The organism is Microbacterium sp. BH-3-3-3 (assembly GCF_007679045.1).
Lineage (GTDB): Bacteria > Actinomycetota > Actinomycetes > Actinomycetales > Microbacteriaceae > Microbacterium > Microbacterium algihabitans.
Genome location: NZ_VEFS01000001.1, coordinates 657,005 through 676,244, shown reverse-complemented (window position 1 = coordinate 676,244; position 19,240 = coordinate 657,005). Strand labels below are relative to the sequence as shown.

Sequence of the window (19,240 nt, the reverse complement as noted above, 5' to 3'; positions counted from 1 at the left end):
ATGAGTTCGCTCGACGAGCGCGAGCGCGGGCGAGCGCTCGCCTCGCCGCTGTACGGCGACCGGTGGGTGCACGAGCACGCGTCGCTGCCCGTGCATCCGGCGGTGATGCGTCCGGATGCCGACTCCCCGACGCCGCGCGGGGCTCGACCGCCGCGCGAGGTGGTCTCGCTCGACGGGGAGTGGCTGCTCGCAGGTGCCGCCGCCGGCCGGGAGTTCGCGATCGAGCGATGGTTCGGGGACCGCAGCGGAGCGACTCCCGTGGGCTGGCATCGCCCCGACACGGACCGCTCCGAATGGATCCGCGCCCGGGTCCCGGGCACGGTGCAGGCGGCGCTCACCGAGGCGGGGGAGATCCCCGACCCGCTCCTGCACGATCACACGTACGTCGAGCTCACCGAGCACGGCGTGCCCCGCGAGTGGCCGTGGAACTTCCGCCGCACGCGGGTCGAGGAACAGCAGTGGTGGTACGCCCGCCGCTTCGACGTACCTGCGTCGTGGCTCGGGCGGCGCGTCCGCCTCTCGTTCGACGGCGTCGACGACACGGCGTCGTTCTGGCTCAACGGCGCACCGGTCTCGCGCCACGCCGGCATGTACGGCGGCCCCGACATCGACGTGACGGGACTGCTGCGCGGTGACGGCACCGACGAGATCGTCGTGCGCATCGACGCACCCCCGCGCGACTGGCACGGCACGCTGAAGCCGTCGCCGGGGTGGGGGTGGCACTACGGTCACCTCATCTCGATGGGTATCTGGCGGGGGGTGAGCCTCGAGCTCGTCCCCGACCGCGAGCTCGTCGACCTCTTCGTCTCGACGATCGCTCTCGAGGGCACCACCGCGCGCCTGCGCGTGCAGTGGGACGTCGTCTCGCACGTGGGCCCCGGATCCACGGCGACGCGCGTACGCATCACCGATCCCGAGGGCACCGTCGTCGTCGACGTGTGCACGGAGCCGCACACAGGTGAGGCGACCACCCGGCAGTCTCTCGAGGTCGACGTTCCTCAGGCGCAGCTGTGGTGGCCCTTCGGCTACGGCGACCAGCCGCTCCACCGCGTCGAGGCGTGGGTCGAGGGCTCCGGTCGCGAAACCCTGGTCGGCATCCGCACGCTCGAGATGGCCCCTCTGCCGGGGGTCTCGGGTGACGACGTCTACGACTGGCAGGTCGTGGTCAACGGGCGACCGCTCTTCCTCAAGGGCGCCAACTGGTGCTTCACCGATCCGATGGCCCGTCGAGGCTTCGAGATCGACCGCCACATCCTCGATCTGTGCGTGCGGGCGAACCTGCAGATGCTCCGTGCGTGGGGCGGGGGCACCGTCGAGAGCGACGACTTCTACGACGAGTGCGACCGCCGCGGCATCGTCGTCCTGCAGGAGTTCCCGCTGTCGTTCGGGCTGGATGCCACCGGGCAGACTCTCGCGACCGTGGACGAGCAGGCCTCCCGCATCGTGCGACGGCTGCGCAACCACCCGTCGCTGATCATGTGGGGCGGGGGCAACGAGAACCCCGACACCCTCACGGGCGACGACCTGCTCACCGTCATCGGCACCCGGGTGGCGCAGCTCGACCCGACCCGCCCGTTCCACCGGACCGACCCGTGGGGTGGGAGCGAGCACTTCTACGGCGTCTACCACGAGGGTCAGCCCATCGAGTCGTACGCCGACCACGTGCCCGCCGTGTTCGGCGAGTACGGACTGTCGAGCCAATGCGACCTCGACAGCATGCACCGCTTCCTCGATCCGGCCCTGCTCGACGAATGGCCGCCTCCGGCGCACGGCGCGATCGTGCAGCACCAGGCGCAGTTCGCGCTGTTCGATCTCTTCAAGCAGGCCCGCTACGCCCACTACGGTCCCCTCACCGACTGGGCGACCTTCATCGAGTACTCGCAACTCGCCCAGGGTGACGCCCTGCGCTTCGCGTCGGAGCGCCTGCGCGCCCACGCGGGCACGCGTACCGCGGCCTACTGGTTCTACAAAGTGGGCGAGGTGTTCCCCGGCGCCTCCTGGGCGATCGTCGACTACTACGGGCGGGCCAAGCTGTCGTGGTACCGCGCGCGCCAGTTCGGTGCCGCCCGCACGGCCTTTGCCGTCTACGACCGGACCGTCCTGGCTGCGGGCGAGTCCTTCTCCGCTTCGGTTCACGCGGTCAACGACACCCCCGCAGCACTGACGGGCGCGGTGGTGACCGCCCGCCTGTACGACGCCCGCTTCGGGCTCCTGGCCGAGCAGGCGGCATCCGTCGACCTTCCGCCCGACCTGCCGGTGCACGTCTTCGATCTCGACGCCGTCGTGCCCGAGATCCACGCGCAGCCTCTCGTGCTCTCGGTACGGATGACGGATGCCGCGGGTGCCCACGTGTCCTCCGCCTGGTACGCCCTGAACGCCCAGCCGAAGAGCGCCGCCGTGGCCGCCCTCGAAGCGCAACCGCTCGACGACCTGACCGATCGCCCGATTCCCGAGCTGCTCGCGCCGTACGCGATCGGCCCCGCGCCGCTCCAGGAACAGCCCCGCACCCGGCTGGAGGCCCGATGGGGTGAGGGAACGCTCCGCGTCCGCAACAGCGGCGAGGTGCCCGCGCCCCTCGTCATCATCGACGGGTTCCCCACCGCGGCCGGCGCCTGGCTCGACGACAACGCGTTCGGGCTCGAGCCCGGTGAAGAGCGCGAGATCGCGTTCGCGCTCGCCGGTGCGACCTGGGCCGACCCGCGCGTGCGCGCATGGAACGCCGACGCCGTGGAGGTCCGGGCGTGAGCGCGCCGCGGATCCTGGCGACCTGCGGCGGGTGGGCTGACTCCTCGTGGGGCGATGTGGAGTTCGGGCCGCTGTTGCGGTTCGCTCTGGACCTGACCGGCGTGCAGGGCCGCCCGCGCGTCGTCTTCGTCGACACCGCCGGCGGCGATCAGCGCACCGACGAAGGACGCGAGCTCGCCGCCGCGATGGCCGCGGGAGTGGATGCCGTGCATCTGCGCCTCTTCGGCCGAACCGCGGTCGACCTGGCCGAGGTCGTCGCATCCGCCGACCTGGTGTGGGCCGGCGGGGGGAGCGTCGTGAACCTGCTCGCCGTCTGGCGCACGCACGGTCTCGACGAGGTCATGCGGCAGGCCTGGCGGGCGGGGACGCTGCTCGCGGGCACATCGGCGGGAGCCCTGTGCTGGCACGAAGGCGGACCCACCTCGGGCTTCGGCGAGGTGCGCACGATCGAGGATGGGCTGTCGTTCATCCCCGGGTCGCTCGGCGTGCACTACGACTCCCAGCCCGAGCGGCGTCCCGCCCTGCAGCGGGCCGTCGACGCGGGCCGCCTCCCCGGCGGGTACGGCCTCGACGAGGGCACAGCGGTGCTCTACGAAGGCGACCGCGCGGTCGACTTCGTCACCGAACGGCCCGGGGGTCGTGTGCATCGGGTCGACGCCGGGGTGCCCGAGCAACCGCTGCCGACGCGCTCGATCTGAGCAACGGCGTTCGTCCGCCAGGCGGGCGGTCGTTCGTCGACCGCGTCGTCGACGCGACGAAGCGGGCGGCAGCCGAAGCCGCCGCCCGCTCGCCGGTCCGTCGTCAGGGCGCGGGTGTCAGTGTCACCGCGTCGATGAAGGCCGTCGCGTCTCCCGTCGCCGCCGACCCTCGGAACGTGATCTGCCGGTCTCCCGCGGCCACCGTGAAGGCCGCCGAGGTATGCGCGGTGAAGACGTTCGACGGCGGGGCGAAGGTGTCCACGACCGTCCCGTCGACCAGCACCTGGATGGTCTGCACCGTGGAGTATCCCGGTCGCCGCGAGGCCTGGTAGCTGATCGTGTACGCACCGGCCTCCATGTCGAGGGTCTGGGCGAACGAGCCGTGCTCGCCGTTGCGGGACTGCAGCAAGGCCGTCTGCGTACCCTCGGGCGCGGTCGGAGCGCCGAATGCGCTCCCGTTGTGCTGGATGCCGGAACGTCCGACGAACGACCACCCCTCGGTGAACGGCGCCGACTTCACGCCGGTCGTCGCGGGGGTTTCGAATCCGGTGTTCGCCAACTGGGCGGGCTCGGGAGCCACCGGTGCCTCGATGCGGACGGCGTCGAGGAAGGCGGTGCGGTCCCCGGACGGGGCGGTGGCACGGAAGGTGATCGTGTGGCGCCCCCCATCGGAGGTGAAGGCGTTCGACCGCTGTGTCGTGTACGTGCTCGTCGAGCCCACCGAGAAGGAGCCGACGACCGTGTCGTCGTAGAGCACGTCGAAACTCTGGGCGGGGTAGCCCGAGCGCCCCGACAGGGCGAACACCACTTGGTAGTCACCGGCGGGGAACGCCACCTCTTGCGAGATGGTGCCCTGCACGCCGGCATCCGTCTTCAGATAGGCGACCTGCTGCCCCTCGGGCGGAGTGGGCGGTCCGAGGGGCCCCTGTCCGTTCTGGATGCCCGAGCGGCTGTCGAAGGTCCAGCCGTTCGTGAAGGGTCCGGTGCGCGAACGTGTGCCGGCCGGCTTCTCGAACCCCGCGTTGTTCAGGGTGACCAACGGGTACGACGACGGCAGCTCGGGGCTGACGTAGCAGCGCTGAGTGCCCGAGGGGTTCGGGTCGCCGAGGGTGGCGGTGTCGCACGCCACCGGGCCGGTCTTCGCCTGGTAGGTGAACAGTCCATCGCCGCCGAACGCCACGCTCTGCTGGCCGGAGAAGAAGCACGTTCCGCCCTCGTTCGCGCAGAGGGTGTAACCGTCGGGTCCTTCGGAGACGCCGCCGACCTTGTAGAGACGGCTGGTGATGCCCGAGGGCTGCTTGTCCGAGGCGAAGGCGGCGGCCCGGTAGAGCTTCGTGGAGCTCTCGGCGAGGATCACCGGCCGCTCGTACAGCGTCGAGCTCGCCGTGGGAGCCGAGCCGTCGGTGGTGTAGCGGATCTGCGCTCCCGCGGTCGCCGTCGAGAGGGTGAGCACGTCGGAACCCGCGTACACGCCGCTGTCGAGGTCGAACTGCACGGGGTCGACCCGACCCGCGGTGAGCTGCGGGGTGACGGTGACCACGGAGATCCCCGACGACGTGGGGTCGGCGGTGCTCGTCGCGCGCACGGCGATCTTGCGTTCGGAGTCGACGGTGGGCGGGGTGTAGACACCTGTGGTCGACACGGATCCGTTGCCGGTCCCCTCGACCGACCAGGTCACTCCGGCGGGGCCGTCGACGACATCGGCGGTCAGCGCCAGCGTCGAGCCCGAGGCGACCGTCGGGTCGACATCGCCCATGCGTACCTGCAGAGCGGGATCGGCGGTGGTGTACACCGCGAAGGAGTAGCCCTGCGCGAGCTCGTCGCTGAAGCCCGTCGAGGCGGGCAGCGTCGCCGAGACGGCGGGCAGCAGCGCGTTCTCGTCGGGCGCGAGGTCGTCGGAGTAGACGACCCGGTGGAAATCGGCATTCACCGCGGTGCCGCCGAAGTCGACGGTGAGGTCGGTCGGGGCCGTGCCCTTCGACTCCACGAGCACGGTGTACTCGCCGTCCGCGTCGCGGAACGCGGCAGAGCGCACGTCGCCCGAGGAGGAAGTGGATGCCAGCACGTCGCTGTGCGCCGGGATGTAGCGGTTCAACAGGCCCGCGGAGAGGAACGTCTTGCGGGGCTCGAGTCCGAGGGGCAGGGCGTCCCACATGTTGTAGGTGCCGTTGGTGTCACCGTCGGGGTCGACGGTCCAGGTGCCGTTGAGCTGCCACACGAGCATCGAATGCAGGCCCAGGTTGGCACCCGCGATCACGTAGTTGGCGTAGCCGGAATTCCACCCACTCGCGTTGTCGTCCGACCAGCCGAACTCCGACATGTTGACCGGCTTGCCACCGGCCACGCTCTTGCGGGCGTTGATGCTCGCAGGCACCGATCCGTAGGAGTCGCCGTAGGTGTGGAAGCTGTACTGGTCGAAGGCGTCGCCGCCGTTCTGCGCCATGTACGTCGTCCACGCGGGCGCGCTGGTCTCCTCCGGCCCCCAGATCTCGACCTCGTCGCGCAGACCGTCAGCGACCAGGCGCTGATGCACGGCCTGCGCCATCTGCACGTAGGCCGCCTGCTGGTCGCCCGGAGCTTCGAAGTCCCAACTTCCGTTGGGCTCGTTGTAGTACGTGAGGTATTTGACGTTGTCGTAGCCGCGCACGTTCTTCAGCTGGTCGATCAAGGCGGAGGCGGATGCCGCGTACGCGGCCGTGTCCGAGGGCGCGCTGGTCCACGGGTCGACGCCGGCGATGGGGAACCAGTCGTGCACGGTCGATCCCACCTTCCACCCGAAGTTGAGCTCGATGTCGGTGCCGGCGGCTTTGAAGGCGTCCAAATAGGCGTAGAAGGCCTTCATCCGGTCGCTGTCCCAGGTGTAGACGCCCTTGTCGGGCTCCATCCAGTCGATCTGGAACCACACGCGGGCCACCTTGGGGCGGATGCTCGCGATGCGTTCGGCGTCGACCGCCCAGTCGGCATCCGTGTATCCGAAGCCGCGCGAGCGTTCCATGAGGGCGGAGGGGATGACGTTCACCCCGACTCCGAGGAAGTTCTCCTGCACCACGTCGGTCGTGTCGATCGTCACGGTCGCGGTGTCGGCCGCGCTGGCGACCGAGGTCGATCCGGCGACCACGGCGGTCGCGAGGAGCGCTCCGATGGTCGTCAGGCTGGTCCATCTGCGCGTTCGGCGGCAGGGTCTCATCGGGGGCTCCGTCTTCGTTGAAGGGCAGTGAGAGTAGTTGTACTACACAAACGGGAGGTAGTACATGGCATTCCGCCGCTTTCAGCCGCGAAGAGCGCATCCGTTAGTAGTTTTGCTACGCCCGCAGGGCGTTATCGACTTCCGTCGGTCATCGCCGTCCGGTAACGTCGCCCATCCCACGCACTGCGGCGACAGGGAGGCCACGCGTGGGCGCATTCGGATGGATCGAGTACCTGTTCTGGGGTGCCATCGCGGTGGGCATCGCCGTGCGGCTCACGATTGCGCTGGTTCGTCGTCGGCGAGGGCGCGACGCCTTGCGCTCTGCGCTGCGTCCGGTGATGGACGCGGGAGCCGTGCAGTCGGAGGCCTACGGATGGACGCCCTCCGCCTCGACGGACCTCCCCGCCGTCTACGGATCCGTGCAGACGGGGGAGGGCGACGACGGCCGCCCGCGCGACCTGCCGGATCGCCGGGCATAACCAAAATCCGCGGTGACTCCTGACGAGCTGACCGACGCCGCGGCATCCGCCCTCTTCTTCGCGAAAACATTGATCCACCATCATCGACTGCATGACCGACTCTCTCGACGCGACCGACCTCGCCCACCTCCGCCGTGCCATCGACCTGTCGATCGCGGCGCGCGAGCACGGCAACCATCCGTTCGGCGCGCTGCTCGTCACGGGCGACGGGCGCGTGATCGAGGCCGAGAACACCGTGCTCACCGACCGCGACGTGACGGGTCACGCCGAGACGAACCTCGTGCGGCGGGTGTGGAAGGAGGTGGATGCCGCTGAGCTGCCGGCATCCACTCTGTTCACGTCGTGCGAACCCTGCGCCATGTGCTGCGGGGCGATCTTCTGGGCGGGCATCGGCCGCGTCGTGTACGCCCTCTCGGGCACCGGCCTCATCGACATCGCCGGGGGAGAGGACGATGGAGCCGCCCTCGACCTGCCCTCGCGCGAGGTCTTCGCGCACGGCGGGCGGGCGATCGCGGTGTCGGGGCCGCACCTCGAGGACGAGGCGGCGGAGCCGCACCGGGGGTTCTGGGGCTGAGCGGGCTCTAGTGCGGGCGGTTCTTACGCAGTGAGCAACTCACCCTGCTCGATCGCGACACCTCGCTTGAGGAATTCAGCGGGGACGTTGTCGTGATCTGCGCTGAGCGGGAGAGCGCGTGAACCGCGCTGAGGCTCCCACACGGCATCCGGCTGACCGGAGTAGCCGGTGACCCATGAAGGGATCGGAGCGCGAACCTCGTGCAAACGCAGTTCCACGACAGCGGCGATCGCGTCCAGCCAGCGAGAGGGTGAGTCTTCTGGCGGCTCCGCTGAGAGCAGCACCCGTGTCACCGGATCGGCGGAGGCGAGATCGTCGGCCAACTGAAGGAAGCGGCGATAGGCCTGCGCATGCCTGCCGTCGTTCTCGGCGCGGGTGATCTCATCGGCGGCGCTCGCGGCGGGAGTGCGTCCTTCGGCGTGAAAGGGCACCCATTCGATTCCCATGGTCGAGGCGAGCCGATCCACCGTGGACGAGGTCGGCTCGCGGTGGCCGTTCTCGATCGCACTGAGATTGCCTGCCCCCACCCCCGATTGCGAAGCCACGTTTCGAAGGCTTGCGCCGGAGCGTCGGCGCGCCCTGCGAAGAGTGTTCACGATGCCCATTCCGACCTCCTGTTCTCTTAAACGATAACAGGATGGGCTTGAGGGATCGCGGCCGTATTCAGGACCAGGGGGCTGATCGTGACGAGCTGTCGAACGGGTTGAGGGGCGGGGCGTCAGTCGGGGTCTGGAGGCGCCGCGTCGCGAGACATGCGCTCGCGCTCCATTTCGCGGATCGTGCGGCGATAGAGGATCGCATACCAGAGGGTGCAGACCAGCACGCTGATTGCCATCGCGGCAATTCCCCAGCCAACCGGAAATTCCAGGGCGACGGACACGGAGGTGAGTCCGAAAAGTCCCGCGCCCAGGGTGACGAGGACCGTCCAGATCACGACCCCACGGCTTGTCGATAACATCACCTGCTCGCGGAGGAGCTGGGGGCTGGCGAGCTTGAATCGCATCACGATGGGGAATGCAACAGCCATGACCGAGCTGAAGACCAGCAGGAATACGCCTTCTGCACCCCACTGGACTCCATCCACCCGCGACAACCTAGCGCCTACGGCGGAGGGAGAGCAGGCACCCTCCTCACTTCTCGCCGGGCTGAGACCATCGCTGATGCGCAGATTCCGGACGTTGCCGTTGTGGGCTCTCGCCCCGGTCTATTTCGTCTTCTTCGCGGGTGCCTATTTCGCGGGCGGGCAGTTGGCCCTGCCGGACGGCCCTCTCGCCGCCCGCCTGATCGGAACCTCCATTTTCGCCACCGTGATGACCGTCGTCTTCACGGTCATAGTTGTCCGGCAGCGAAGCGACGCCGGCGGAGCCCTCGAACTGGATCGCATCGGACACGCTCTCAAGACGGGGCGGGTGCCGGCCGAGATCGATGTCGTCGCGTGGGCGACCATCGTCGAACGTCAGCATCAACTACTGCGGCGCGCCCTCTGGCTGAATCCGGTCGTCTTCGGGTTGATGACCCCTGTCGCGCTCTCGCTCACGATCACGCGAAGCCCGTACTGGGGCCTGGCCGCGGCGTTCTTCGTCGTGATGCTCGTCGTTTCCGTCGTCACCACCCCGCGCAGTCTGCGTAAGAACGCGATCATCCGCGAGGTGCTCGCACGGCGGAGCGAGATCGACGCGACTCAAGACGGTCAACCCGCCGCCGACCCTTCGCCGGGACCGCCGGTCGCGGGCTAGCTAGCCGACGGACGCCGGCGCGAGGGGCTTCGCGGGATACTCGCGCAGCACCAGCGAGGTAGTGACCGGGCCGAAACGCGCGAGCGAATCGACGACCCTTTCCAACCGTGCTGCGTCGACGCAGTGCACGTCGAAGATCAGACAGTCCTCACCCGTCACTCGCAGAGTCGACGTGACCTCCTCCATCTGCGACGCCAGTTGCAATGCGGGGCCGAGTTGCGCGTGGGTGGTGCGCAGGCGGATGACGGCGCGGATGTTCAGGCCCACGACGGCTGCGTCGACGACGGCGTGATACCCGGAGATGACGCCCGTTTTCTCGAGCCGCGCGATGCGGGCGCTGGCCGCCGGCTGCGACAGACCGACCCTGCGGCCCACCTCGGCGCCGGTGAGACGTCCGTCGTCTTGAAGCAGCTCGAGGATTCGGCGGTCCACTCGATCCAATGCTTCCATCGCGTTTCCGTCCTACTGCTTAGGGATCGCTCACTGCGCTCGCGTGTCGATGATGATCCCATCATGCTCGACCCGTACAGCCACCCATCCGAGGCGCCTCGCGCGCGCAAAACCGAAGGAAGACTGTGATCGGATACGTGATGGTTCCCGGGATCGGCGGGTCGGACGACGCGCACTGGCAGACGAGGTGGGAGCGCCGGTGGGGCGACGAGATCGCCGTGTGTGTCGAGCCGAGCTCGTGGTCGCAGCCGGATCTCGGAGACTGGGTCGCAGCGATCGATCGGGCGGCGGCAGACCTCGAACCGCGGGTAGACGACATCGTTCTGATCGCCCACAGCCTCGGATGCTGGGCGGTGGCGGAGTGGCTGCGGCCATCAGCCGGACGCCCTCCGCGCGGGGTGCTCCTGGTGGCGCCGCCAGACCCGACGGGCGACGCGTTTCCGGCTGCAGAGGCCCCGAGCTTCACGAGACTCGACGTGCGTTCGCTGCCTTGCCCCAGCGTGGTCGTGGCCAGCACGAACGATCCGTATTGCGACCTCGGAACGGCCGAGGGTCTCGCGCGCGGGTGGGGTAGTGAGTTCGTCGTCGTGGGTGACCTCGGCCATCTCAACTCCGCCAGCGGTCTCGGCGACTGGCCCCAGGGTCGAGAGGCGCTGCACCGAGCGTTCGCCGACGACTGAACCCAGCCCCTTACGCCACCGCGCGGATGACGCCCGTGATGAGCAGGGTGATCACCGTCGTCCACAGCACGATCGCGGCGGCCTGCCAGGCGATCACGCGCAGCGGGGGCACACCGGTCGAGGTGAGGGCGGCGGCGGTGAACTGCGTCGGCAGGAGCAGGGGGCCGAGCAGGCTCACACCGGGGGTTCCGTACCGGTGGTAGGCCTTCTCGAACTTCTCGCGGCGCGCGGTCGGGGGCTTCGCGGCGGCTCCGCGACGGGTGGTGACGGCGGTGCGAACGCGTGAGGTGGCCAGCACGACGATGGCCACGCAGATGAGGTTGCCCACGGCACCGGCGATCGCGGCGACCACGGGGTGGATACCGCCGATGAGCCCGATCGCGGCGGCGCCCTCGCCCTCGATGAACGGCACGGCGCCGGCCAGGGCGACGATGAGCGGCTGGACGAACTCGGGCACATCGGAGACGAGGCCCTGGAAACCGAGGACGAGATCGCTGACAGGGTTCGACATGAGTTCTCCTGGGGGATGAGTCCGCGGCGTGTTCCGCGGTGATTCCATCCCATCGATCCGCGCCGTTCTGCGGCAGTGTCGCGGTGTCATGACTGCGCGGGAGGATGCGACGGGCCACCCGTGACGAATGTCACGGCCGTACAGTGGCCGGGGTGAGCACCTCCACCGCCACCTACGCCCGCGACGTGCGCGTCACGTGGTGGTACACGGCGTCGTCGATCCTGTTCCTCCATCTGTTCGCGGCGCTGTTCTGGTCGCTGTCGGTCTTCGTCGACGGCACCGTGCCCGCCCTCGTGCTGAACCTCGTCGGGGTGGCCGGGTCGGTGGCGTCCGCCGTCCTGCTGCTCATCCGCTACCGGCAGGAGCCCCTCGAGGACGACGACTCCGCGCGCCGCCGCGTGTGGCCGCTCGTCGCGCTCGGCGTCGTCTCGGCGGTGCTCATGGGCATCAGCGCCGGGTCGCTGCTGCTCGGCGTCGGCTTCACCGCGCAGGCGTTGTGTCTCGTGCGCTGGAGGCACGGCATCCGGCTGCGTCTGGTCGTGCTGCTGCTCGCCGTGATCGCGGCGGCCTGGTTCGTGGATGCCACGCGCATCCACCCCGCGGGATACGAGGTCAGCGGCTTCGCCCTGCCGCTGTTCGTCGCGATGCTCGCGCCGCTGACCGCGACGTCGCTGTGGTGGTGGGACATCGTGCGCGAACTCGACCGCGCGCGGCGCGCCGAGGGGCGTCTCGCCGCCGCGCAAGAGCGCCTGCGCCTCGCCGGCGACCTGCACGACCTGCAGGGCCACCACCTGCAGGTGATCGCGCTGCAGCTCGAGCTCGCCGAGAAGATGATGGGGAGGGATCCGGATGCCGCCGTCGAACAGGTGCGCGCGGCTCGCGCGAGCGTCGACGAAGCCCGTCGCGGCACGCGCGATCTGGCCGCGCGCTTCCGCGGGGTGCCCCTTCCCGACGAACTCGCCAACGCCGCCGACCTGCTGCGTGCGGCGGGTCTGTCCGTCGATCTGCTGGTGGACACCGAGGCCGATCGGGCGCCGGCCGATGTGCTCGGACCGGTCGTCCGCGAGTCCACGACGAATGTGCTCAAGCACGGCGGCGGGGTCTCGGCTTCGCTCTCGCTCGCCCGACACGAGGGCGCCTGGGTGCTGGTCGTCGAGAACGACTCGCGCGGTGCCGCCTCACCCGTCGGCGATGGGGCGGGGCTGTCGGGCATCGCCGAACGCGTGGGATCGGTGGGAGGGACGGTGGATGCCACTCGGCTCGGCGACCGCTTCCGCGTGACCGTCCGCGTGCCCGAGGAGGTTCCCGCGTGATCCGCGTGCTCATCGCCGACGACGAAGACATGATCCGCACCGCGCTCGCCGCACTGCTGCGGCTGGAGGACGATCTCGAGGTCGTGGCCGAATGCCGCGACGGCGAGAGCGCCGTGATCGAGGCGCAGCGGCTGAAACCCGACGTGTGCCTTCTCGATCTCGAGATGCCCGGACTCGACGGGGTCGACACGGCCTCGAAGATCCTGCGCAGCGTCGCCTCGCGCTGCGTGATCGTCACGCGCCACGCGCGACCCGGAGTGCTGCGGCGCGCGCTCGGTGCGGGAGTCGACGGGTTCCTGCCCAAATCGAGGCCCGCGGATGACGTGGCGGCGGTGATCCGCGAGGTCGCGGCCGGGCGGCGCTACGTCGACCCCGAGATCGCCGCCGACGCGCTGAGCGACGAGCGCAGCCCCCTCACCGACCGCGAGCTCGACGTGCTGCGCGCGGGAGCCCGGGGGGAGACGGTCGCCGAGATCGCGGCATCCCTTCACCTGTCGGCGGGGACGGTGCGAAACCACGTGTCGTCGGTGCTCGGCAAGCTCGGTCTCGCGAGTCGCCAGCAGGCGACGATCCACGCGCGCGAGCGGGGGTGGATCTGATGACGGAGCAGCTGACGCCGATCGAGTTCATGTTCCCCGGGCCCGGTCGCGACCGGATCGTCGCGGCGATCCGTGCGGGGGAGAAGACGACGACGAGCTCGCTGGAGCAGGAGTATGCCGTCGCCGGTGACCCGCTCCCCGCCGTCGGCGAGCGGGGCGTGGTGATCGACTCTTTCGGTGAGCCGGTCTGCGTCATCGAGACGACCGAGGTCGAGGTCGTGGCCCTGCGGGACGTTCCCCTCGCCCACGCGATCGCCGAGGGGGAGGGTTACGCGTCGGTCGCCCAGTGGCGCGATGGCCACGTGCGGTTCTGGACATCGGATGCCATGCGGGACGAGCTGGGCGACGATTTCGTCGTCGACGACGACACCCGAGTGGTGCTGCAACAGTTCGCGGTGTCGGGCTGACCCGCGCAATCAGTCGACGACCGCGGCGACCGCCTCGATCTCGACCAGCTGGTCGTCGTAGCCGAGGACGGTGACGCCCATCAGCGTGCTCGGCACGTCGTGATCGCCGAACGCGTCGCGCACGACCTCCCACGCCGCGACGAGATCGGCCTGTCGAGCGGATGCCACGAGCACGCGCGTGCTGATCACATCGGTGATCGTCGCCCCGGCTTCGCGCAGGGCGATCGTCATGTTCTCGATGCAGCTCGCGGCCTGCGCCGCGTAGTCGCCGACGCCGGCGGTCGAGCCGTCGGCGTTCAACGGGCAGGAGCCTGCGAGGAAGATCAGGCGGGCGTTCGCCGGAGCGGTGGCGGCGTAGGCGTACTCGGCGGCATCCGACAGCGACGCGGAACGGATGAGGGTCACGACGGACGGCATGGTTCGAGGCTCCCGGAGGTGGCGATGTCGGAGGTCCTGGCCAGACTAGGCGCATGCCCCTCTTCGATCACCTGAGTGTCAGCGTCTCCGACGTCGATCGCGCGATCGCGCAGTTCGATCCGATCCTCACCGCTCTCGGGCTCGAGCGCACCGATGGCGGCAACGGGGCCCACGTGGTACGCCGAAGGCGAGACCGAATTCATCGTGCTGCCGGCCCGGGACACGGCATCCGGCCCCCACGAACACGGGCGGGTCGGGTGGCAGCACCTCGCGTTCGCCGTCGCCTCGCGCGCCGAAGTCGACCGCATGCACGCCTTAGCCCTGGATGCCGGATGGACGGCCGTGCGCGAACCCAAGGAGTACCCCCGGTTCACGCCGACGTACTACGCGTCGTTCGTCGAAGACGTCGACGGTATCCGCATCGAATTCATGCACAACCCGGGGTGAGCGGCATCCGTCAAGCTCTGCCTCCCGCCCGCCGGCGTCGCTATGGTCGGGGCATGGCGGACAACGCAGCGGGCGACGCGGGGCTGGCGCGGTACGTGATCATCGGGGTGGTCGTCGGCATCATCGCCGGGCCGCTCATCGGACTGCTCGTGCCCTCGATCGGGGTCGGATTCGGCATCTCGATCGGCCTGTTCCTCGGAATCATCGGCGCGGTCATCGCGTGGTTCGTGGTGCGTCCGAAAAAGTGAGCCGGCGCCCGCGTGCCGTCGCTGTAACCCTGAGTTCTCTGTTCTGCCGGCCACGGCGGCATCCGGGAACCCCCTCCCATCGAAGGGGCAGGGGTCGGGGGGCTCCAGCCCCGTCTAGTAGGGTTGTCGACTGGCGAAGATCTCTTGATATCGAGAGAGTTCGCCTCCTCCCACCACCGATCGCCCAGCGAAGGATTGTCCGTGGATCTCTACGAGTACCAGGCACGTGATCTGTTCGAAAAGTACGAGGTGCCGGTACTCGCCGGCATCATCGCCGACACCCCTGAGGAGGCGAAGGCGGCCGCGGAGAAGCTCGGCGGTGTCGTCGTCGTCAAGGCTCAGGTCAAGACCGGAGGCCGCGGCAAGGCCGGCGGCGTGAAGGTCGCGAAGAACCCCGACGAGGCGTTCGAGGCGGCCCAGGCCATCCTCGGCCTCGACATCAAGGGTCACGTCGTCAAGCGCGTCATGGTCGCCGCCGGCGCCCGCATCGCCAAGGAGTTCTACTTCTCGGTGCTGCTCGACCGCGCCAACCGTTCCTACCTCTCGCTCTCGAGCGTCGAGGGCGGCATGGAGATCGAAGAGCTCGCCGTCGAGCGTCCCGAGGCGCTCGCGCGCATCGAGGTCGACCCGATCGAGGGCATCACGCCCGAGAAGGCCCTCGAGATCGCCAAGGCCGCGAAGTTCGACGACGAGCTGGCCCCCAAGGTGGCCGACGTCTTCGTCAAGCTCTTCAACGTCTACAAGGGCGAGGACGCCACGCTCGTCGAGGTGAACCCCCTCATCCAGAGCGAAGACGGCGACATCATCGCCCTCGACGGCAAGGTCTCGCTCGACGAGAACGCCGGCTTCCGTCACCCCGACCACGAGGCGCTCGAAGACAAGGACGCCGCCGACCCGCTCGAGGCCAAGGCCAAGCAGCACGACCTCAACTACGTCAAGCTCGACGGTCAGGTCGGCATCATCGGCAACGGCGCGGGCCTGGTCATGTCGACCCTCGACGTCGTCGCGTACGCCGGTGAGAAGCACAACGGCGTCAAGCCCGCCAACTTCCTCGACATCGGCGGCGGCGCCTCGGCGACCGTCATGGCCGCCGGCCTCGACGTCATCCTCGGCGACGAGCAGGTCAAGAGCGTCTTCGTCAACGTCTTCGGTGGCATCACCTCGTGCGTCGCCGTGGCCGAGGGCATCGTCAAGGCCCTCGAGATCCTCGGTGACACCGCCACCAAGCCGCTCGTCGTGCGCCTCGACGGCAACCAGGTCGAAGAGGGTCGCGCGATCCTCGCCGCCGCCAACCACCCGCTCGTCACCCTTGCCGCCGGTATGGACGAGGGCGCCGACAAGGCCGCCGAACTGGCCAACGCCTAACCCTTCGACAAGCTCAGGGACCGGATAAAGAGAACATGTCTATCTACCTCAACAAGGACTCCAAGGTCATCGTCCAGGGCATCACCGGCGGTGAGGGCACCAAGCACACCGCCCTCATGCTCAAGGCCGGCACCCAGGTCGTCGGTGGCGTGAACGCCCGCAAGGCCGGCACCACGGTCTCGCACCAGGACGCGTCGGGCAACGACGTCGAGCTGCCCGTCTTCGCGTCGGTCGAAGAGGCCATCCGCGAGACCGGCGCCGACGTGTCGATCGCGTTCGTGCCCCCGGCCTTCACCAAGGACGCGATGGTCGAGGCCATCGACGCCGAGATCCCCCTGCTCGTCGTGATCACCGAGGGCGTTCCCGTCGGCGACACCGCCGAGGCGTGGGCGTACTCGAAGGCAAAGGGCGAGAAGACCCGCATCATCGGTCCGAACTGCCCCGGCATCATCACGCCCGGCGAGGCGCTCGTGGGCATCACGCCCGCGAACATCACCGGCAAGGGACCCATCGGCCTCGTGTCGAAGTCGGGCACCCTGACCTACCAGATGATGTTCGAGCTGCGCGACCTCGGCTTCTCGACCGCCATCGGCATCGGCGGCGACCCGGTCATCGGCACCACGCACATCGACGCCCTGGCGGCGTTCGAGGCCGACCCCGAGACCAAGGCCATCGTCATGATCGGTGAGATCGGTGGAGACGCCGAAGAGCGTGCCGCCGACTTCATCAAGGCCAACGTCACCAAGCCGGTCGTCGGCTACGTCGCCGGCTTCACCGCTCCCGAGGGCAAGACCATGGGCCACGCCGGCGCCATCGTCTCGGGCTCGGCCGGTACCGCTCAGGCGAAGAAGGAGGCCCTCGAGGCCGCCGGCGTCAAGGTCGGCAAGACGCCGTCCGAGGCTGCCGCCCTGATGCGCGAGATCATCGAGAGCCTGTAAGCAGCACTCTCTGCGGGGCCCGGATGCCATTGCATCCGGGCCCTTTCGCGTGTCCGTCGTGCCGGGCGGGGCGGGCGCGGACGCGGGCGGGCGACGGGGCGGACCGCGTGAGGACGCACTCGGTCGTCGAGGACTATCGGATGGGCGGCAAACGGGTGCGGTCTGAGCAAACGGGTGCGGCTTCGGTGCGGTGGGGCGGTTGCCGCGCGCCCCGCCCTGCGGCAGCGACGGAAAAGGGCCCGGATGCCGCGGCATCCGGACCCTTCCGAGGGGAATCGAACCTCAGCCGAGCAGAGCCTCGACCGGGCCGCGGGCGAAGAAGACCACGAAGCCGGCGGCGACGATCCACAGCAGGGGGCTGACTCGACGCGCGCGACCCGAGAGGGCCTGGATCAGCACCCAGCTGACGAAGCCCGCGCCGATGCCGTTGGCGATCGAGTAGGTCAGCGGCATGACGGTGACCGTGAGGAACACCGGGATCAGCACCGACAGGTCGGAAAGGTCGACGTGGCGGATCTGCGCCATCATCAGCGCGCCCACGATGACCAGCGCCGCGGCGGCGATCTCGCTCGGCACGATGCTGGTCAGCGGCGTGAAGAACATCGCCAGCAGGAACAGTGCTCCCGTCACGACGTTGGCGAGGCCCGTGCGGGCGCCCTCGCCGATGCCGGAGCCCGACTCGATGAACACCGTGTTCGACGACGACGAGGTTGCGCCTCCGGCCACAGCACCGATGCCCTCGATCACCAGCGCCGAGCGCAGGCGCGGGAAGGTGCCGTCGGGAGCCGCGAGTCCCGCCTCGCGCGATAGGCCGGTCATGGTGCCCATCGCGTCGAAGAAGTTCGTGAACACGAGCGTGAACACCAGCATGAGGGCGGCGAGGATGCCGATGCGGCCGAACGAGCCTGCCAGGTCGACCTGGCCGACGAGCGACAGGTCGGGAAGGCTCACCCACTGCGCGGGGAGGGTCGGCACGGTCAGACCCCAGCCGCCGGCGTTGCCGTCGGCCTTGACACCGAGACCCGCGACCGCCTCGACGATGACGGCGATGACGGTGCCCGAGAGCAGGCCGATCAGCAGCGCGGCCTTGACCTTGCGCACGAGCAGCACGGCGGTGATGACGAGGGTCAGCACGAACAGGGCGGTCGGAATCGTGGCGATCGAGCCGCCGACGCCGAGGCCCACCGGGGGAGAGCTCAGGCCGGTGGAGGTGACCAGGCCGCTGTCGACGAAGCCGATGAAGGCGATGAACAGGCCGATTCCGACCGTGATCGCCGTCTTCAGCGCGAGGGGCACGGCCTCGAAGATCATGCGGCGCAGGCCTGTGACCGCGAGCAGCACGATGATCAGGCCGTTGATGACGACGAGCCCCATGGCCTCGGGCCAGGTGACCTCGCCCACGATGCCGACCGCGAGGAACGAGTTGATGCCCAGGCCCGCGGCGAAGGCGAACGGCAACCGGGTCACGAGGCCGAAGAGCATCGTCATGACACCCGCGGTGAGGGCGGTGACCGCGGCGACCTGCGTGAAGCCGAGGGCGTTGCCGGCGACGTCGGGCGTGCCCGACAGGATGATCGGGTTGAGGATGACGATGTAGGCCATCGTCACGAAGGTGACCACGCCGCCGCGGACCTCCGCGCCGACGGTCGAGCCGCGCGCGGTGATCTCGAAGAACTTATCGAGACGGTTCTTCGGTGCGGGAACGGTCGTGGTCTCGGGAGCAGAAGCGCTCATGAAGGCTCCAGGAAAAAGGGGGAGGGGCTAGACCGGAGGGGGAAGACGCCGACGTATCGTGTGAGCTATGTCACTCTCAGGAGAGTATCTACCCAGCACCAGCGAATGGGCCCGTCAGCAGGCGGAGACGTTCGAAGCCACGGGGGGCAAGGAGTCCGCCGACATGCGGGGCGTACCCATCATCGTCCTCACCACCGTCGGCGCCAAAACGGGCGGCCTGCGCAAGACCGCCCTGATGCGCGTCGAGCACGACGGCAAGTACGCGGTCGTGGCGTCGAAGGGCGGCGCCCCGGAGCACCCCGCGTGGTTCTTCAACCTCGTGAAGAACCCCCGCGTCGCCCTGCAGGACGGCGACGTGAAGAAGGAGTACGACGCGCACCAGGCCGAGGGCGCTGAGCGCGACGAGTGGTGGGGCTACGCGACCGAGGTCTGGCCCGACTACGACGAGTACCAGAAGAAGACCGACCGCCGCATCGAGCTGTTCGTGCTGGAGCCGGTCGACTGACGGAGCCGCTGGGCTTGTCGAAGGGCCGGGGTTGTCTGCGGGTTGCGGTGGCTTCGACAGGCTCAGCCACCTCGCTGGGCGCCGCGCGGGTTGCGGTGGCTTCGACAGGCTCAGCCACCTTGGCGGAGGTCCCTGAGCTTGTCGAAGGGCCGGGGTTGTCTGCGGGTTGCGGTGGCTTCGACAGGCTCAGCCACTTTGGTGGGCGCC

General features: G+C 69.2%; 21 protein-coding genes. 14 read left to right on the top strand and 7 right to left on the bottom strand.

The genetic code is table 11. The features are described from left to right. Positions 1–2,745 (top strand): glycosyl hydrolase 2 galactose-binding domain-containing protein, encoded by a 2,745-nt coding sequence (locus FS769_RS03130; RefSeq protein WP_144829236.1) that lies wholly within the window; start codon positions 1–3, stop codon positions 2,743–2,745. Further along, positions 2,742–3,443 (top strand): peptidase E, encoded by a 702-nt coding sequence (locus FS769_RS03125; protein WP_186325401.1) that lies wholly within the window; start codon positions 2,742–2,744, stop codon positions 3,441–3,443. The genes FS769_RS03130 and FS769_RS03125 overlap by 4 nt, the downstream gene beginning before the upstream one ends. A 103-nt stretch (positions 3,444–3,546) precedes the next feature. Here FS769_RS03125 and FS769_RS16945 read toward each other — a convergent pair whose 3' ends face one another. After that, a complete protein-coding gene (locus FS769_RS16945) occupies positions 3,547–6,630 on the bottom strand; it encodes a chitobiase/beta-hexosaminidase C-terminal domain-containing protein (RefSeq protein ID WP_222123890.1) in 3,084 nt (1,027 codons plus the stop codon). A gap of 206 nt (positions 6,631–6,836) precedes the next feature. On the opposite strand from FS769_RS16945, the gene FS769_RS03115 reads away from it, so the two are divergent. After that, the gene (locus FS769_RS03115; protein ID WP_144829231.1) at positions 6,837–7,109 is read left to right on the top strand and encodes a hypothetical protein; all 273 of its coding nucleotides are present in this window, start codon (positions 6,837–6,839) and stop codon (positions 7,107–7,109) included. Between the two features lie 91 nt (positions 7,110–7,200). After that, positions 7,201–7,683 carry a nucleoside deaminase gene (locus FS769_RS03110; protein ID WP_144829229.1) on the top strand — a complete coding sequence of 161 codons (483 nt, stop codon included), beginning with the start codon at positions 7,201–7,203 and terminating at the stop codon, positions 7,681–7,683. Positions 7,684–7,706: 23 nt separating this feature from the next. On the opposite strand, the gene FS769_RS03105 is transcribed toward FS769_RS03110, so the two are convergent. Next, entirely contained in the window at positions 7,707–8,288 is a 582-nt protein-coding gene (locus tag FS769_RS03105; protein WP_144829226.1) for a helix-turn-helix transcriptional regulator, read from the bottom strand. Between the two features lie 113 nt (positions 8,289–8,401). Next, positions 8,402–8,710, bottom strand: a complete 309-nt coding sequence (locus FS769_RS03100) for a hypothetical protein (protein WP_144829223.1) — start codon at positions 8,708–8,710, stop codon at positions 8,402–8,404. Here FS769_RS03100 and FS769_RS03095 point away from each other — a divergent pair. Further along, on the top strand, positions 8,709–9,419 hold the full coding sequence (locus tag FS769_RS03095; protein ID WP_144829220.1) for a hypothetical protein: 711 nt from the start codon (positions 8,709–8,711) through the stop codon (positions 9,417–9,419). The genes FS769_RS03100 and FS769_RS03095 overlap by 2 nt on opposite strands. On the opposite strand, the gene FS769_RS03090 is transcribed toward FS769_RS03095, so the two are convergent. After that, on the bottom strand, positions 9,420–9,851 hold the full coding sequence (locus FS769_RS03090; RefSeq protein WP_260979679.1) for an Lrp/AsnC family transcriptional regulator: 432 nt from the start codon (positions 9,849–9,851) through the stop codon (positions 9,420–9,422). A gap of 143 nt (positions 9,852–9,994) precedes the next feature. Between FS769_RS03090 and FS769_RS03085 the strand changes: the two genes are divergently transcribed. After that, positions 9,995–10,549, top strand: coding sequence for an alpha/beta hydrolase (locus tag FS769_RS03085; protein WP_222123889.1), 555 nt, complete (start codon positions 9,995–9,997; stop codon positions 10,547–10,549). 10 nt (positions 10,550–10,559) lie between these two features. On the opposite strand, the gene FS769_RS03080 is transcribed toward FS769_RS03085, so the two are convergent. After that, positions 10,560–11,060, bottom strand: coding sequence for a small multidrug efflux protein (locus FS769_RS03080; protein WP_144829214.1), 501 nt, complete (start codon positions 11,058–11,060; stop codon positions 10,560–10,562). A 152-nt stretch (positions 11,061–11,212) separates the two neighbouring features. On the opposite strand from FS769_RS03080, the gene FS769_RS03075 reads away from it, so the two are divergent. The 3 genes from FS769_RS03075 to FS769_RS03065 are packed head-to-tail and all read left to right on the top strand — an operon-like array spanning position 11,213 to position 13,379. Beyond that, positions 11,213–12,373 (top strand): sensor histidine kinase, encoded by a 1,161-nt coding sequence (locus tag FS769_RS03075; RefSeq protein WP_260979678.1) that lies wholly within the window; start codon positions 11,213–11,215, stop codon positions 12,371–12,373. Next, positions 12,370–12,972, top strand: a complete 603-nt coding sequence (locus tag FS769_RS03070) for a DNA-binding response regulator (protein ID WP_144829208.1) — start codon at positions 12,370–12,372, stop codon at positions 12,970–12,972. Before FS769_RS03075 ends, FS769_RS03070 begins: the two co-directional genes overlap by 4 nt. Next, the gene (locus FS769_RS03065; RefSeq protein WP_144829206.1) at positions 12,972–13,379 is read left to right on the top strand and encodes an ASCH domain-containing protein; all 408 of its coding nucleotides are present in this window, start codon (positions 12,972–12,974) and stop codon (positions 13,377–13,379) included. Before FS769_RS03070 ends, FS769_RS03065 begins: the two co-directional genes overlap by 1 nt. 9 nt (positions 13,380–13,388) lie before the next feature. Here the strand turns inward: FS769_RS03065 and FS769_RS03060 are convergent, their stop codons facing one another. Beyond that, a complete protein-coding gene (locus tag FS769_RS03060; protein ID WP_144829203.1) occupies positions 13,389–13,796 on the bottom strand; it encodes a RidA family protein in 408 nt (135 codons plus the stop codon). A 153-nt stretch (positions 13,797–13,949) separates the two neighbouring features. Between FS769_RS03060 and FS769_RS03055 the strand changes: the two genes are divergently transcribed. From FS769_RS03055 to sucD, 4 genes are all read left to right on the top strand, one after another. Continuing rightward, a complete protein-coding gene (locus FS769_RS03055) occupies positions 13,950–14,243 on the top strand; it encodes a VOC family protein (protein WP_260979677.1) in 294 nt (97 codons plus the stop codon). A gap of 53 nt (positions 14,244–14,296) precedes the next feature. Beyond that, on the top strand, positions 14,297–14,491 hold the full coding sequence (locus FS769_RS03050; protein ID WP_144829200.1) for a hypothetical protein: 195 nt from the start codon (positions 14,297–14,299) through the stop codon (positions 14,489–14,491). A 201-nt stretch (positions 14,492–14,692) separates the two neighbouring features. Beyond that, positions 14,693–15,856 (top strand): ADP-forming succinate--CoA ligase subunit beta, encoded by a 1,164-nt coding sequence (sucC, locus tag FS769_RS03045; RefSeq protein WP_144782578.1) that lies wholly within the window; start codon positions 14,693–14,695, stop codon positions 15,854–15,856. A gap of 35 nt (positions 15,857–15,891) precedes the next feature. Further along, on the top strand, positions 15,892–16,794 hold the full coding sequence (gene sucD, locus FS769_RS03040) for a succinate--CoA ligase subunit alpha (protein WP_144829197.1): 903 nt from the start codon (positions 15,892–15,894) through the stop codon (positions 16,792–16,794). A 282-nt stretch (positions 16,795–17,076) separates the two neighbouring features. Here the strand turns inward: sucD and FS769_RS03035 are convergent, their stop codons facing one another. After that, positions 17,077–18,528 (bottom strand): NCS2 family permease, encoded by a 1,452-nt coding sequence (locus FS769_RS03035; RefSeq protein ID WP_144829195.1) that lies wholly within the window; start codon positions 18,526–18,528, stop codon positions 17,077–17,079. 67 nt (positions 18,529–18,595) lie between these two features. Between FS769_RS03035 and FS769_RS03030 the strand changes: the two genes are divergently transcribed. Continuing rightward, a complete protein-coding gene (locus FS769_RS03030) occupies positions 18,596–19,033 on the top strand; it encodes a nitroreductase family deazaflavin-dependent oxidoreductase (protein ID WP_144829192.1) in 438 nt (145 codons plus the stop codon). Positions 19,034–19,240: the final 207 nt, after the last annotated feature.